Raw genomic sequence first — 16540 nt, forward strand, 5'->3', positions numbered from 1 at the left:
TCAAACACATTTTTAAACTCAAGAGCATTTCACTATGACCCAATTTGTAAAAGCTGTTTTATTTGACCTTGATGGGACATTAATCGATACTGCTGCTGATTTTGTTCGTATCATTGGCAAGATGAGTCTCGAAAACGGTTGGCAAGCACCGCCTGAAGCCGACATCCGAGAGCAAGTCTCTGCAGGTGCCTCTGCTATGGTGCAATTAATGCTGCGGCATAATGACCAACTTGATGTCAGTGAAGAGGATTTGCTTAATTTTCGTCAGCAGTTTTTAGACGATTATGAAGCAGATATTTGTGTCGATAGCTGTGTGTTCGCTGAGCTTGAAGAAGTGTTAACCGAGCTTGAGCAAAAAGGCGTGCCATGGGGAATTGTCACCAACAAGCCGCGTTATTTGGCAGAAAAACTACTAGGCCAAATGCAATTGGATGAACGCTGCGCTGCCTTGGTGTGTCCTGATGATGTGTCACGTTCAAAACCAGACCCAGAACCAATGTATATGGCGTTAGAGAAGCTTGCGATACCACGGGGCGCTGCAGGCTGCGTCATCTATGTCGGTGACCATATCCGTGATATCGAAGCAGGTAATGCTGCTGGTATGCCAACAATTTTGGCTGCTTATGGTTATATCCCGAGCGATGAGCAAAAGTCCCTCAAAAAGTGGGGCGCAGACTATATCACTGATACGCCAAAGCAGTTAAATAAGTTGCTGCTTTCTTCTGGTAAATTTGAATATTTATAAACGTCTATTTTATGAGTAGTAAGTAGATTAGCAGCATTAGTAATACTAAATCCGCAACGATAAGCACCTATCCCCAACGATTCAATGATAAGTAGTGAGTAATGCCATGAGTGACAATATTAATCAGCTGGCCAATCAGCAAGACAACCAAAAAACCGTTCAAAGTCTTACTCAACCTTTGACTCATGACGATATTCGCAACTTTGTACCACCTGAAAACTGTCTAGATGGCAAAACTATCTTGGTGACTGGTGCAGGCGACGGTATTGGCCGTGTGGCCGCACTGACTTATGCCCGTTATGGCGCCACAGTACTGCTATTGGGACGTACCAGTAGTAAGCTTGAATATGTTTATGATGAGATCGAAAGCCTCGGTGGTAAGCAGCCCGCCATGTTACCCATGAATCTAGAAGGCGCCAGTTATGCTGAAATGCAGCAATTAGAAAGACTGATCGATAAAGAGGTCGGTCAGTTAGATGGTATTTTACATAATGCAGGTGTGCTCGGACAGCTGACACCCCTTGAGATGTATGACATCGATACCTTTGCTCAAGTCATGAAAGTCAATTTTACCGCGACCTTTATGCTTACCCAAGCGCTGCTACCGTTGCTAAAAGATGCCGAGCAGGGTTCTATCGTCTTTACCTCTAGCACGGTAGGCACACATCCGCGTGCATTTTGGGGTGCTTATGCACTGTCAAAACAAGCAGTGGAAGGGATGAGCGATATCTTCACTCAAGAGACGCAAAACACCACGAATCTGCGTTTTAATTGTATCAATCCTGGTGGCACTCGTACCAATATGCGCGCCCATGCATACCCAGGAGAAAGCCCGATGAGCCTTAAAACTCCTGAAGATATTATGGCAGGGTACGTCTGTCTGATGAGTGATGAAAGTATCGGTGTGCGCGGTCAAGTGGTTGAGCTACAGCCAAAAGGTTAATAGCGTCGGTTTGTTAGGGGACAAAAAATGCTAGTTGGAAAACACTAACAGTAACGTATTGATTTTATGCTTAATTAACCATGGTTTATATAGCCGTTAATCGCTTGTAATTGACTCAATATAACCCCATCTATCTGTTATTAAAGCAATTTATAATATCTAATGATAATAAATAGGATAAAATTATGGCAGGTGGTTGGTCAAGAGATGGTGCTGAGCACGAACAGATGGATGCGACGGTAAATGATGCGTTAGAGCGAGCGAGACGTTCATTACCGACGGGCGTCAGTGCTGAGTTTTGTGATGAATGTGGCAATCCTATTCCGGAGGCACGGCGGATAGCGGTGCCTGGCATCCAGCACTGCGTTGGTTGTCAGACAGAGCTTGAACAAGAGGCAAAAGCCACTGAACTGTTTAACCGGCGCGGTAGTAAAGACAGCCAATTACGTTAATCAAAAAGCGCCCCTGTTATGAACATAACAGGGTCGCTTTTTTGTGGTAGATATTATTTATACATTGATAACATAGGTTATTGTTCTTACCTATATAGTTGATTCAGTTTAAAAGAGAGACAAGGCAACCGAGTGCAGATGTATATGGGATACCTCAAGTGAAGTTAACGCTGTCACTCTTTTATAGAGGATTGACTATAACCATGGCCATCAATTCACGATCACAAGCTTCCCAATCTATCGCAGTTGATGATTTAGGTGGATACTGAGGGTCTGTGGCTTCCACAGCAGTATCGGAAATATCCTCTAACTGCAAAATAATCTCTAAACGGCTATCAGGCTGTGCGTCAACTGTGCTCGTGGTGAGGCTATCAGGGGTGAAATTGATCTGTAGCCAACCATCAGACGTATGTACCACACCTTTGATACGCTGCCAGTTTGGTAACGCCAGTAACCAGTTCTGTAAATCATCAGCGTTTAACCTATAACTTGCTGGCAGTCGCCATCCTGCCAAGGTCAAATCTTGCTGATTCTCATGGTAACGATAGGGCAGGTCAGTATCAGTGATGTTTTGGGTATCACTCTCATCTATAGCAGTGCTCGCTGATGGTGCCATTGCGAGAGAGTTGGTCTGCGGTCGTAAACTGACAGTAGACCGTTGAGGGCGAGCAATAGCCACTTTGCGCTGTGCTGAGATAACTTGGCTAGGTTTACTCAGTTGGGTACTTAGTGCTGCGGCATAAGCCTCTGCCAGACCAACACCTGATGCCTCGGTTGTATCAGTGGTCATTGGCTCAGATACTGCCCAAATGATGCTTGTTTGCGAATTTAGCATGGCTATCCATTCTATCAAAGCTTGTTTTTCGCTCGCATTCAGTTGGTCATAGCGATTGACCACCAGTACATCGGCATCACGGACATGCGCTTGAAAGCCTTCATGAGTGCGATACTTGACCTGCTGCCACTGTACGCCGCTGAGTACAGTTATCACCGCCTGCATTTTCAAAGCGGTTTGCCAATGCGGAGCGCTCAGTTGTCGTATCAGTTCACGTGGATGGGCAAGCCCAGTCGGCTCAATGAGTAGGCGCTGTGGGTGGTGGTCGCTCAGCAGACGACTGATCGCGATTTGCAAAGGCAATTGACTGGTGCAACAAATACAGCCGCCACTGACTTCTCGAATCGCAATGCTGTCTTGCTCAGCGGTGTTGTCTTGTGAGCTTGCTAGCAACGCACCATCGATACCGATACGACCAAACTCATTGATGAGTAAAGCCCAGCGCTCGTCAGTAGGTTTCGTGGCAAGCAGCTGGTTAATCACAGTGGTTTTTCCAGCACCCAAAAACCCTGTCACTAACGTGCAGGGTATGTTTTGAAAAATAGTAGATGGTTTCAAAGGTAGGCTCATGTGTTTGAAAATATTAGGGCGTGTCATGAACACGCCCTAACGATAGGCTTTAGGCAACACTTATATTTAGCGAGAATTACTCACCTTTGGCAGTTTCTACTTCGGTCTCGTCAGGCACGAACACATAGCCCACGCCCCATACGGTCTGGATATAGCGTGCCTGTGAAGGGTTGCTTTCAATCAGTCGACGCAGGCGTGATACCTGTACATCGATAGAGCGCTCCATCGCACCCCATTCACGACCACGAGCAAGGTTCATCAGTTTGTCACGGGTCAATGGCTCACGTGGATGTTGCACCAATGCCTTTAATACTGAAAACTCACCTGTTGTCAACGTGACCACATTACCATCACGTTTGAGAGTACGAGTCGATAGATCTAACGTCCACGGACCAAATTCAACCACTTCTAACTGATGACTTGGTGCACCTGGTAGCTCACGATTTTGACGACGCAGTACAGCTTTGATACGAGCCAACAATTCTTTTGGATTAAAAGGCTTCGGCAAATAATCATCTGCACCAGCTTCTAGGCCTGCGATACGATCGGCATCGCCACCTTTAGCGGTAAGCATAATGATTGGAATGTCAGCGTTGTCTTCACGTAGACGCTTACAGATGCTGATGCCATCTTCGCCTGGTAGCATCAAATCCAATACCACTAGTGAGAAAAGCTCACGCTGCATGAGTTTGTCCATCTGGCCGCCATCATGAGCAGTACGAACCACAAAGCCGTCGTCTTCTAGGAAGCGCTGTAACAAAGAGCGTAGGCGGGCATCATCATCGACGACCAAAATACGCTGGGTCAAGGTATCAGGGCTGTTATTATCAGGCATACAGGCATCCTCTTATAAAAATTATTGTTAGCAAAAACGGCGGTTAGCAGAGACTATAAATAAAAAGCCATGAGTAAAAATGACTGCTAACCAAGTATTATTATTTAATAATGGGTCAAAAATAAGTACGTCATAAAATCAAAGACTATTGTTCAATATGGCAGCACCTATCAATATTCGCGCTATTGATACTTTAGTGTATAAGATTGCACGGCCAATTGCATCACTCATAAAGATAAATGCTGTATGCGTTTGTTTAACGATGCGACAGAACGCATGATATAAAACGATTTGAGCCGCAAAACAGCCGATAAATAACGAAAAGATAAAAAGGATTTTTATTCATGCAGCTTTTGCTATAATGCAAAGCTACATTTCTCAACGATTGATACGTATATGAGTAGCACTGATACCTTAACGTCATCTCAAACCTCGACAAATGCACAGGTTTTGGATGCAACCACACACGCGAATATTCACGACAAGCTTGCTCGCGCGCTTGGCATTAAGACTGCTCAAGTCAATGCGTTTGTCAAACTTTACGATGAAGGTGCGACCGTTCCCTTTATTGCGCGTTACCGCAAAGAGAAAACCCAGAATCTTGATGATGCGCAGTTGCGTGCTTTAGAGAAGTCACTCAATTATGAGCGTGACATGGCCACACGTCGTCTCAAAATTACTGAGCTGCTGAGCACACAGGGCAATATGACCGATGAGCTACAGACGCGTATTGATAATGCGACCTCTAAGCTTGAGCTTGAAGATATCTATCTGCCATATCGTCCACGTCGTCGTTCGCCAGCTGCCAAAGCTCGTGCTGCTGGTCTTGATGTGGCTGCTCAGGCGGTATTGACGCAAGAGATTACGCCAACAGAAGCACTGGCTGATTACCAAGTTCAGTCAACGATTACTGACGATAATGGTAATGAGATCGAGGTTGATTTTAGCGACATCGAAAAACAATTGGCCGGCGTGCAAGCCATCATCGTTGATGAATGGACACAAGCATTGGGCTTATTGGATAGCTTGCGCAATGGTTTTGCCAAAACCGCCAGTATCGTATCGAGCGTTGCCAGTGACGAAAAGCGTGAAGTCGGTGAGAAATTTAAAGACTATTTTGAGCATAGCGAAAGCTTGGCGCGTCTGCCCAACCATCGCCTATTAGCGATGTTACGTGGTCGTCAAGAAAACGTCTTAGGTCTAAAGATTGAAGGTGAAGATACCCCTTTTATCGACAAAATCATTCAGCATTTTGAGATTACTGCTAAAGCACCTTCTGAACGTAGTGAGTTTTTGTCAGAAGCAGCCAGTAGCTTGTGGAAAGACAAGTGGCGCCCGCATATTGAGCATCGCCTGTTAACTGAAAAGCGTTTGGCAGCAGAAGCCGATGCCATCGATGTATTTGCTAGCAATTTACAGCATCTACTGATGTCAGCGCCTGCAGGCCCCAAAGTTATCTTAGGTGTCGATCCTGGTATTCGTCATGGCGTCAAAATGGCCATCGTCGATGCGCAAGGTCATGTTATGTCAGACAACGAAGAGAAACCTGTCATCGCGACCGTTTATCCGTTTGCCCCTGATAATAAGATGAGTGAAGCCAAAAAAGTCATCGATGAGCTATTAAGCACTTATAATGTGGATCTAGTGGCTATCGGTAATGGTACGGCAAGCCGTGAAACAGATGCAATGATCAAAGAGATTTTGGCCGCGAATGATGCATTAAAAGCCAAAGCAGTCATCGTCAATGAGTCTGGAGCCTCTGTTTATTCAGCCAGCGAGCTTGCCACTGATGAGCTTGGTAATTTGGATGTGTCTGTACGCGGAGCCGTCTCTATCGCGCGTCGCTTGCAAGATCCACTATCAGAATTGGTCAAAGTAGATCCAAAAGCCATTGGTGTGGGTCAATATCAGCATGACGTGAACCAAAGTCAGCTGGCAGACAGTCTCGATAAAGTGACTCAAGACAGCGTGAATGCGGTTGGTGTCGATGTAAATACCGCAAGCCCAGCTATCTTAGCTCACATTGCTGGTCTTAATCGCAATGTGGCACAGCAAATCGTCACCTATCGCAAAGAGCATGGTGCTTTTGATAGCCGCGAATCGCTCAAAAACGTGCCGCGCTTGGGTGCTAAGACTTTTGAGCAAGCAGCAGGTTTTTTACGTATTCATAATGGTAGCAATCCACTTGATGCGACCGGTGTGCATCCAGAAAGCTATGCATTAGTGGGTAGCTTATTGGTACAAGCTGACAAGCCATTATCAGAAGTGATCGGTAACGATGGTGTGCTAAACACTATCGATACCACTGCACTGGCTGCTAACGATGACAATGTCAGCGTCAAAGCCATTATGGAAGAGCTTGCCAAACCTGCACGTGATCCACGTCCAGAGTTCAAAACGGCTAATTTCCGTGATGATGTGAATGGCATCAAAGATTTGAGCGAAGGCATGACCTTGGAAGGCGTTGTGACGAATGTGACGGCCTTTGGTTGTTTCGTCGATGTTGGCGTTCACCAAGATGGTCTGGTACATATCTCACAAATGGCCAATGATTTTGTCGCAGATCCGATGAATCGCGTCAAACCAGGCGATATCATCTCAGTTCGTGTCATCTCTATTGACGAAAAACGAGGTCGCATTGGTTTTAGCATGAAGCCTGAATCTGAAAAGTCAGCACGTCCAGCAGCAAAACCGACTACTAAAGATGCGGGTTCTGATGAGAAGGGTGCTCGCTCGCGTAGTGACCGTCCAAGTAGCAATCGTCCAGCTGCGGATAAACGTCCGTCTAAGCCGCGTGGTAAGCGTCAGGATAAAGACAACGCTAATAGCAGTCATGCTAAAGCACCAAGAACTGAAAAAGCAGAAGCACCTAGCAAGTTAGGTACGTTTGGCGCCTTGTTACAAGAAGCTGGCGTGACCAAAAACAAGAAATAATCATTAGTAGCACACAAAAAAAGGCAGCCATAAGGCTGCCTTTTTTTGTGCTAAATAAAGCGTTAAAACATAGCGCTATAAAAATCATGCTTTACAAAAACTGTTTTTAGCGTGACACAGCAATACGGCGGTTTTCTTTGAATTGTACATTGGCTGGCTGAGTGGCTAACAATTCACCACGCTTGTCTTTTGTTTTCTCTTGCAGGGTACTAGCAGTATTGGCCATTTTGTTTTCGGCAGCAGCTTCGCCTGTAATTAATGGCTGATAGTCTGCATTGCTATGCTGCATATTAGGTGCTTGAGTGTTTGGTACAGGTGCTCGAGCAGTGGTAGCGTTGGTTGTTGCAGCGCGTGTCATTGCAGCCGTATTATTGTTATTCACAGGGCTAGCTTGCTTATTCATATCATGAGGTGCATTGTTCATATCACCAGATTCATAATTCATGTCGCTAGTGTCTTCGTCCATATCACCTGATTCGTCATCCATCTGCATATCATCAGATTCATCGATATCAACTGCATTAGACTGGTGAGCCATTGGCTTAGCACTAGGGCTTTGCATATTAGCCTGTGCTGTACTCTTAGCAGAAACGCTTGGCATACTCGGCGGCATCATGTCGCCATGACTGGTTGGCATAGCCATAGCCATCGTTGGTAATACAAGCGTGGCACCCATGATTAACGATAAGATATTTTTCTTCATGATAAAACTCCAAAACATATAAAATTGGTAATGATTAGAAACTGTGATTCAGTACTTAAATAATAATGCTGACCTGTCATCAGTTTTCTATTAGGATTATTTATTATTGCGCTGTGCAAAAATGCTGTAGGGAAAGTAACAGTTATAGGTCTTGTGATTCAGTAGTAAACTCATTGCGGTTCTAACAGCTTGATGTTTTATTGTGATGTTGTGCAATCGTCCACTATCGGCTTTCGTTTTAAATAGCATCGATATTAATCTGTATATTTCAATTGACCGACCTATACCTACCTATAATAAATATGAGCGACTGTTTCTATTAGGTAAGCCTGTCATATAAAATTTTTATATATTCCATTATTTGAATTAATTTAATAATGACTCGAGTCTGTATGGCGTGCCAACAGGTATTATTATTTTTCGACAAAAAACCCAATGTACAACGTATTAAAAAGTCAGAAAAGCGCAACACTATTCACCAAAGAAATACGATATTGAGCTTTATGAACTTCTGCTAAAGTCATGATAAGTATTGCCCAATAAAAAACCGTGTCTCATTGCTAAGACACGGTATTCAAAGATGAAAAAGAAAAGGCTAATCAGTTAGCTGTCAATTACCTCAAAGCTGAGACCAGCATGCGCTTCTAAGCGAGTAATGAGCTTGTCACCCATAGCAGCAGCAGGTGTCCAAAATCCACCGCCGACCTCTTCTTTGCTGACATCTAGCGCGAGACACAGTGCCGCTTGTGACAGCATACGAGAGGTGCTGCCATAACCAGGATCTCGATCACCTGTCACTTTAACGGTGATGGTGTCATGTTTGGTGGTTTGGCCAAAATGACGAATATCAAAAAAGCCATTTTCTTGATCGTCTTTAGAGGGGCCTGAGCCTGCTTTTGGCAGTACATGCTTGGACAGTAGCTCACGACTCGGCTTGATCATCATGGCCGTGGCAAAACCCAATAAACCTGCACTCATGGCATAGCTTGAGACTTTTCCTTTGATACCATCCGGCATCCACATGGCTTCATCGTATTTAAAGTCGCGACCATAGTCATACCCTAGCAATTGATTGCTGCGATGTACGATACGCGTATTGATGGTTGCCATGACAAAAGGCGCTAGCCAGCGTTTATGCTCGCTGTCATATAAAGGTTTGCTGACATTGTCCTGACGCACGCTTGGCGCATCGGTGTCATCATTCAGCAGATAAGGATTGGCGACTTGTTTGCGACGTGCTTTGTCTTGACCAGCTTCTTCAAAGATAGTTGCCATCGAGGCGATAGTGCCGCCAGAGATGCCGCCTTTGGCTGCTTTGACACGCATGTTAATCACATTACAGGTTTCACCAAATGCTTCTTCTGCTTTGGCTTGCGTAAAGTAAACGCCCAAATCTGATGGAATAGAATCAAACCCACATGAGTTGACGATACGTGCGCCACTTTGTTTGGCAGCGTCTTGATATTTGTCCATCATATCTTTGATAAATATCGCCTCGCCAGTCAGATCGACATAATCGGTACCGTTTTTGGTACAGGATTTAATTAAAGGCTCACCGTATTTAAGATAAGGCCCTACGGTTGAGATGATGACCTTAGTTTGTTTGGTCATGTCATCTAGGCTGGCCGCGTCTTTACTGTTGGCAATGATCATATCGACTTGGCTATCAAGCTTGGACTGCAATTTATTCAGCTTGTCTTCGTCACGCCCTGCGATCGCCCACGTGACAGCAGAGCCATCTGTATTTTTGGCATCAGCCAAAAACGTGGCCAAATAATGGGCGGTGATTTGTCCCACAAAACTGGTTGCACCGTATAACACAACGGCATAAGGGCGTGTTTCACTACTGTTCTGTGCTGTTGAGTCTGCAGTATCCGTCTCGGTATTCATAGGTATTGTCCTTAATAAATTTATGATGAATAGACAGTAAACTATAAACCAAGTTGTTTGGATACGTTAGGAGTTTATGGGGTCGCTACAGTTTCCATTGGTAAACTTATGTCTCAAAAAAGCTATCGTGATGCTAAAGTGTCGATAGACAACGCTAGAGTTATCTATACGGCATTATAAAATATAGTTAAATCCACATAAATCCGCTACATCGTCATCCTCGCCAAACATACTAATGTATAACTTGCACTCACCGAGACAAGAAAAAATAAAAGGTATGACGACTTGCTACAAAGTTTACATAACCTACCGACATCATTACTAAAGTGCACGTTTTTTAGAAAAAAATATTGCTACTCTATGTTTGTACACAGATATGACTAGTATTAAAAAAACAAAAAGTTAAATGGATACTATATAAGTTCACTATCTGGTTTTTTAACAATTATTTGAGGAGAATATTATGTTTCGTTGGGCTATTATTTTTGCAGTGGTTGCGCTGTTGGCAAGTTTCCTAGGTTTTGGCGGCGTGGCTGGCTTATCTGCTAATTTGGCATATATCTTTTTAGCAGTTGCAGTGATCTTATTCATTGTCGCGTTCGTCAGCCGCAAGATGTAACTTGGAAGTACGTTCTAAAGAAAATATATCTCAAGCAAAAAAAAGTCCTCAATTGAGGGCTTTTTTTATGCTTAGATTTTTATAGACGCTTTGGCTGAACGATATGTTCCATGCGCTTCGCTAAGCGAATATCCAAACTAGAGATACCGCCTGTATCCTGATTGGTTAAGCGTACCTCTACTATGTTATACGTATTACGCCATTCAGGATGATGTTCGATTGCTTCAGCATGAAATGCTGCTTGATTCATAAAGCTCATGGCTTCAATGAAATCGCTAAAGTGATAGGTTTTGACAATACTATTGCCATCACGCTGCCAGCCCGGCAGATCTTCTAGCTGCATATTGATTTGTTTGTCAGATAAACTACTCATATTAATAACCTTTATTGTTATGTCGAATTGGTTTATTAAAAGTGCTACTAGGGTAGTGCTACGTGTCTCTCCTAATCCAAGATAGATATATTATATCTCTAATGTGCTCAATGTTGGGCGTACTCGATGCTATTAAATACAGAACCGTGACAGTCTAAACCAAATCCTGATATTCAGGATGTTTGCTGATATACGAGGCGACAAATGAGCACTGAGGCATGACCTTTTTATTTTGCTCACGCGCATAGTTCAATGCATGCTTCACTAATGCTGAACCAACACCGCGTCCGCCCAATTGCTCGGGGACGATAGTGTGATCATATACCAACTTATCCCCATTATTCTGATAGCTGATATAACCTGTATGACCGTCGATGTTTGTCTCAAAACGTTTTGCTGACTCATTGTGAGTAATGTCTAGGTTTTGCTTAGAATCTTGAGTGCTCATTGATAAACTCCCCTTATTATTATCGAATTTTTATTATAAATTAAGTATTTTCTAAATTTTGATGCTCTAGCAGTATCGGTCCATAAAACCCTATGTTGCTAGTTTAGTATGTAGCATCAAGGCCAAACAATCTAGACCCTTACCGTAATAACAGATAGGGCAATCGTTAATCTCATCTATATCATAAATAGTGACTTTTTATCCTAGCCCCATGCATAGGATATGGCTTTTTGAACCACTGGTGGCAAAAACCGACTGAGGCCACCTTCCGCTTGGATTTCTGTCTGGGCACTGTGGCGGATAGTATTATCAGCATTTACGATAGACTGTTCATACTCTTGCCGCTCTTTTACGCTAGGTTTGCTAAAGTGGTGAATACGACCAATGACTTGTCGAAGCTGCGTACCAAAGCTGCCTGTGTTGTAACTCAGACCATACTTAAGGCATAGGGCTTGCACTTGCGGCGCAATCTTTGCATAGTGGCGGGCTGGCATATCAGGGAAGATATGGTGCTCAATCTGATGGGATAAGTTGCCTGTCATAATATGAAACCATTTGCTGCCTTTGATGTTGCTAGAACCCAATATCTGGCGTACATACCAGTCGCCTTTGGTTTCATCAGCATCAAGGTGGGTATAGATATGTGCCTGCTCAGTGAAATGCCCGCAGAAAATCACCGCCCACGTCCATAGATTACGGACAGTATTGGCTGTCATGTTCCCACCCAATGTGCTTAGTGCACTGCGATGACCTAGTGTCACTGCTGCTATCGCTGGCAATGCAACATAATCTTTGCCTACTTGACGACCAATTTTGGCAAACAGTGCGCGAGATTTCTGCTGCATGATGTCATGCAAATCAGGTGAGTCTGCATACTCATCGGCACTGATCTGAATGTCATGAAAAGCAACGGCCCATTCAAAGCCAAGTGCTAATCCTGCGGTACTAAGCAGGTTATAACGGTCTTCTGGCACCCAAGGCTGCTCATCAGTGACCCGAATTAAATGGTAACCCACATCATGATCGCGGCCTACGATATTGGTAAAGGTATGATGCAAATAATTATGAGAGTGTTGCCATAGCGGTGCAGGGCAAACGATGTCCCAATCAAATTTTTGACTGTTGAGATAGGGATGCTGCATCCAGTCATATTGCCCGTGCATGACGTTATGTCCAAGCTCCATATTATTCAAAATTTTACTGAAGCTCAGTAGAGAGGTGCCGAATAGCCAAGTAGCGGCTAGACTGCGTTTCGATGGCATACGCCCAGCTGCTGCAAGCAGGCCACGAGCGATAATTTCACTATAGACCACTGTGGCATAAACCCGCTGAATGTATTTGGTATCGTCGCTACCTAATGAGTCCATCACATTTGCATATATCTCGTTTAGCTCTACGGCTAGCGCATCGCTTTGTGCTTTGGTCAAGGGTGCACTTGTCAGCGTTGGATACCGAACTGACGATAAAGTCTGATTGGACTTGGTGCTGTCATCGGCGGCATCATTATCATGAGCGTAAGGTGCTTTTGGCGCGAGTGGCACACGTGCCTGACTTGCCAGTTGGATGCCCGACAACGGAGTAAAAATCGGTACAGCAGATTTCGGTGTCATAATAGGGGGTAATAAGCGCATAAATAAATCCTTAACCGACATGGCACGAATAAGCAGTACTGAGTTCGGTTTAATGAGTCGGCTGAGTGTTCACACAGACAGCGTTGATACAGAGTTGGGCACATCATATGAAATAGCAAAGGGCTGTTAAACTGGCTAGCAATTAATCAATCGTATGTCCTAGATATCCAACACCACGTCAGTCATCGCGATGTTGATACAAGTCTGAATCGGCTCATAACCATCGCCACTTAGCCGACCGGTTTGGATGTTTTTGACCACGCCGCTCACTTTATTACATCGGCATAATTGACACACACCTTGCCTGCAACCATAGGCTAAGCGTATATTTTCACGCTCAGCCGCCGCGAGCAAAGTCGTGTCACTGCTAAACTGCCGTTGCCGCGCTCGCAGGTAAATAGTGTGCTCTTGTACATTGATTGCTTTATCGCCAGTTTGGTGACGGTCAAAACTAATATCAGCCAACGCACTGCCGAAGTTTTCTATCGTAATGCTGTCGCGCAGATATCTGCCCTGCGGTAGTGTGATGTCCGTCGCTGCTTGGTATAAACCTACCAATAATGCCTGTGAGCCGCACGCAAATATCTGCGTATCTGCCCATGGTAGGTTTAATGATAATAAGCTGTCTGTCGTTAAATGTCGACTACCTGACAAGTAGCTGTTTTGGTCTTCGGTGTTAATCAGATGATACCTAAATGAGTTTGGATATGCTGCATGCAGCTGCTGCCACTGCTGAGTGAATGAAGCCAACTCAGTGCGGTTGTAATGCAGCAGTACGACCTGATGCTGATTGTTTAATGCTTGAGTAATGAGCCCTAGCATGGGGGTGATACCGCTGCCACCTGCGATGAATAGCAAAGTGTTTTTCTGAAAATTGTCTTTGTCTGAGTGTTCTCTATTCGAAGCTTCTCTCTGCGCGGTCATCAATGACTGTGCTAACGTAAAATGACCACGTGGGACGCTCGTATTGATGGTCGCGCCAATCGGTAGATGTTTGGTTAAGTAACGGGAGACCATGCCCTGCGCCTTAATCGCAATCGTCACCGTATGGCGCTTAGATTTGATAGGAGCACTATCGACAATGGCATCGTGCCACCATAGGGGCCGATTAGCCAAACCCACCAGCGAATAACTGCGCTGATGATAAATGCCATCAATCAAAACACGCAAATCAATATACTGACCGCCTTGCCAGCCTGATTTTGCGCCATTCGTTTGCTGCCTAAAGGCTCTATTGGTTTCAAATCGAAGCGCTATCAGGTCGTCACTTAGCTCATACCGCGCAACGAGGCGCAGCTTTGGTGTGGTCAATGACCGAAACGGATGCAAGCGCGACCCGATAAAATCGACAAACGCACGTTGAACAATTTCAGGGCGGTAGCCGGTGGCCATATAATTCATACCTTTATGAATGCTATTAAATGGGTTGTTAAGTAGTGTGCGTCACAAATTTTCAGTCAGAGTATCGATGACTTTATCGACTGTATCTCAACTCAATCTGCTCACGTCTATTAAGTTACCCTAACATGCTAACGGCTATTGATTAAATTTGCGAAAGTTTTGATGCTATTTTTTGTGGGCTTTATAAAACAGTATTGAATCAAAATGTTAACCATGTCAGTGGCACTATAGGTTTTTAGTGGCTTTTAGCGATAAACTACCGCTGACGGTGACAAAAGTCGCAAAACAGGTGTTAAAACAACCTGTCAGCTTGCAGGGTATGCGCCACAATGCGATAATGGCTTATAATTTGTAACCCTGATTTTGAGGTACGGCACGCTTGGCATCATCGCCGAGTTGCATTTGCTGTTCTCTTCTATGCAGTCTATCGGAGTGTTAATGGCTCAATATATTTACACGATGAACAACGTGTCAAAACTTGTTCCCCCTAAGCGTGAAATTTTAAAAAATATCAATCTGTCGTTTTTCCCAGGTGCCAAAATTGGTGTCCTAGGTATCAACGGTTCAGGTAAATCAACGTTGCTACGCATCATGGCAGGCGTCGACACTGAGTTCAGTGGTGAAGCACGTGCGCAAGCTGGTACCAAAGTCGGCTATCTGCCGCAGGAACCACAGCTTGATGACAGTAAAGACGTTCGTGGTAATGTCGAAGACGGTATGCGTGAAGCATTAGATGCACTCGCACGTCTAGATGCTATCTATGCAGAATATGCAGAGCCTGATGCTGATTTTGATAAGCTTGCTGAAGAGCAAGGCAAGATGGAAGACATCATCCAAGCTTGGGATGCGCATAACTTAAACAATCAGCTAGAAAAAGCAGCCGATGCGCTACGTCTGCCACCATGGGATGCGGACGTTAGCAAACTGTCTGGTGGTGAAAAACGCCGTGTAGCACTGTGCCGTTTGCTATTGTCTCGCCCTGACATGCTATTACTTGACGAACCGACCAACCATTTGGACGCAGAATCCGTCGCATGGCTAGAGCAGTTCTTGCAGAACTACAGTGGTACCATCGTTGCTATTACCCATGATAGATATTTCTTGGATAATGTTGCTCAGTGGATTCTAGAGCTTGACCGTGGCCATGGCTATCCATATGAAGGCAACTATACTGAGTGGCTCGAGCAAAAGAACACGCGTCTAGAGCAGCAGAACAAGCAAGAAGAATCGTTTGCTAAAGCGCTGAAAAAAGAGCTTGAGTGGATTCGCAAAAACCAAAAAGGCCAACAAGCCAAATCTAAGTCTCGTGTACAGCGTTTTGAAGAGTTGAACTCAACCGAGTTCCAGCAGCGCAATGAGACGGCTGAAATTTATATTCCACCTGGTCCACGTTTGGGTAACAAGGTTATTGAGATTAACGATATCTCTAAATCATTTGGCGATCGTTTGCTTTATGAAAACCTAAGCTTTAACGTGCCAGCTGGTGCGATCGTCGGTATCATCGGTCCAAATGGTGCGGGTAAAACCACACTATTTAACATGATTACTGAGCGTGACACCCCAGATACTGGAACCGTTGATTTGGGCGAAAGTGTCAAAGTTGCTTATGTCGGTCAGGTACGTGATCATTTAGATGATAGCAAAACCGTTTGGGAAGAAGTGTCTGACGGTCTTGACATCATTACGGTTGGTGATTACACCACGCCTAGCCGTGCGTATATCGGCCGCTTTAATTTCAAAGGCTCAGATCAGCAAAAACGTGTCGGCCAACTATCAGGTGGTGAGCGTAACCGTCTGCAACTGGCAAAAACCCTAAAGCAGGGTGCAAACGTATTGCTACTCGATGAACCATCAAACGATTTGGATATCGAAACCTTACGTGCGCTAGAGGATGCGATTCAAGTATTCCCAGGTACCGTCATGGTCGTCTCGCATGATCGCTGGTTCCTTGATCGTATCGCGACCCACATCTTGGCATTCGAAGAAGAAGGCCCTGTTTGGTACGATGGTAACTACTCTGAGTTTGAAACCTATCGCAAAAAGACCATGGGTGATGACGCCAGTCCTAAACGTGCCAAGTATAAGAAAATTACCAACTAATACGGCTGTTTAGACTATTACTGTTCTTTAGGATATTCAAATGCAATAAAAAGACCTCTAA

General features: G+C 44.5%; 14 protein-coding genes. 6 read left to right on the top strand and 8 right to left on the bottom strand.

Annotated features, from left to right (window positions below; genetic code table 11):
* The first annotated feature begins 34 nt into the window (after positions 1-34).
* From IP510_RS03705 to IP510_RS03715, 3 genes are all read left to right on the top strand, one after another.
* Positions 35-745 (top strand): HAD family hydrolase, encoded by a 711-nt coding sequence (locus tag IP510_RS03705; protein WP_194363446.1) that lies wholly within the window; start codon positions 35-37, stop codon positions 743-745.
* Between the two features lie 106 nt (positions 746-851).
* A complete protein-coding gene (locus IP510_RS03710) occupies positions 852-1688 on the top strand; it encodes a YciK family oxidoreductase (protein ID WP_194363447.1) in 837 nt (278 codons plus the stop codon).
* 185 nt (positions 1689-1873) lie between these two features.
* Positions 1874-2140 carry a DksA/TraR family C4-type zinc finger protein gene (locus tag IP510_RS03715; RefSeq protein ID WP_194363448.1) on the top strand — a complete coding sequence of 89 codons (267 nt, stop codon included), beginning with the start codon at positions 1874-1876 and terminating at the stop codon, positions 2138-2140.
* A gap of 181 nt (positions 2141-2321) precedes the next feature.
* On the opposite strand, the gene IP510_RS03720 is transcribed toward IP510_RS03715, so the two are convergent.
* On the bottom strand, positions 2322-3545 hold the full coding sequence (locus tag IP510_RS03720) for a CobW family GTP-binding protein (protein ID WP_194363741.1): 1224 nt from the start codon (positions 3543-3545) through the stop codon (positions 2322-2324).
* 76 nt (positions 3546-3621) lie between these two features.
* Positions 3622-4380 (bottom strand): two-component system response regulator OmpR, encoded by a 759-nt coding sequence (gene ompR / locus IP510_RS03725; RefSeq protein ID WP_194363449.1) that lies wholly within the window; start codon positions 4378-4380, stop codon positions 3622-3624.
* 396 nt (positions 4381-4776) lie between these two features.
* On the opposite strand from ompR, the gene IP510_RS03730 reads away from it, so the two are divergent.
* On the top strand, positions 4777-7314 hold the full coding sequence (locus IP510_RS03730; RefSeq protein ID WP_194363450.1) for a Tex family protein: 2538 nt from the start codon (positions 4777-4779) through the stop codon (positions 7312-7314).
* Between the two features lie 106 nt (positions 7315-7420).
* Here the strand turns inward: IP510_RS03730 and IP510_RS03735 are convergent, their stop codons facing one another.
* A complete protein-coding gene (locus IP510_RS03735) occupies positions 7421-8017 on the bottom strand; it encodes a hypothetical protein (RefSeq protein ID WP_194363451.1) in 597 nt (198 codons plus the stop codon).
* A gap of 603 nt (positions 8018-8620) precedes the next feature.
* Positions 8621-9907 carry a saccharopine dehydrogenase family protein gene (locus IP510_RS03740; RefSeq protein ID WP_194363452.1) on the bottom strand — a complete coding sequence of 429 codons (1287 nt, stop codon included), beginning with the start codon at positions 9905-9907 and terminating at the stop codon, positions 8621-8623.
* 463 nt (positions 9908-10370) lie between these two features.
* Here IP510_RS03740 and IP510_RS03745 point away from each other — a divergent pair, with 463 nt between their 5' ends.
* Positions 10371-10526: a DUF1328 domain-containing protein gene (locus IP510_RS03745; RefSeq protein WP_194363453.1), complete on the top strand. Its 156-nt coding sequence runs from the start codon at positions 10371-10373 to the stop codon at positions 10524-10526.
* A 79-nt stretch (positions 10527-10605) separates the two neighbouring features.
* On the opposite strand, the gene IP510_RS03750 is transcribed toward IP510_RS03745, so the two are convergent.
* From IP510_RS03750 to IP510_RS03765, 4 genes are all read right to left on the bottom strand, one after another.
* Positions 10606-10899, bottom strand: coding sequence for a 4a-hydroxytetrahydrobiopterin dehydratase (locus tag IP510_RS03750; protein WP_194363454.1), 294 nt, complete (start codon positions 10897-10899; stop codon positions 10606-10608).
* 154 nt (positions 10900-11053) lie between these two features.
* Positions 11054-11347, bottom strand: coding sequence for a GNAT family N-acetyltransferase (locus IP510_RS03755; protein ID WP_194363455.1), 294 nt, complete (start codon positions 11345-11347; stop codon positions 11054-11056).
* 203 nt (positions 11348-11550) lie between these two features.
* Positions 11551-12978 carry a fatty acid desaturase family protein gene (locus tag IP510_RS03760; RefSeq protein WP_227669452.1) on the bottom strand — a complete coding sequence of 476 codons (1428 nt, stop codon included), beginning with the start codon at positions 12976-12978 and terminating at the stop codon, positions 11551-11553.
* Positions 12979-13137: 159 nt separating this feature from the next.
* A complete protein-coding gene (locus tag IP510_RS03765; protein ID WP_194363456.1) occupies positions 13138-14370 on the bottom strand; it encodes a flavin reductase family protein in 1233 nt (410 codons plus the stop codon).
* Between the two features lie 447 nt (positions 14371-14817).
* On the opposite strand from IP510_RS03765, the gene ettA reads away from it, so the two are divergent.
* On the top strand, positions 14818-16479 hold the full coding sequence (ettA, locus tag IP510_RS03770) for an energy-dependent translational throttle protein EttA (protein WP_194363457.1): 1662 nt from the start codon (positions 14818-14820) through the stop codon (positions 16477-16479).
* Positions 16480-16540 lie beyond the last annotated feature (61 nt).

Origin of the sequence: Psychrobacter sp. NG254 (assembly GCF_015277735.1) — a bacterium.
In the GTDB taxonomy this organism is placed as follows: domain Bacteria; phylum Pseudomonadota; class Gammaproteobacteria; order Pseudomonadales; family Moraxellaceae; genus Psychrobacter.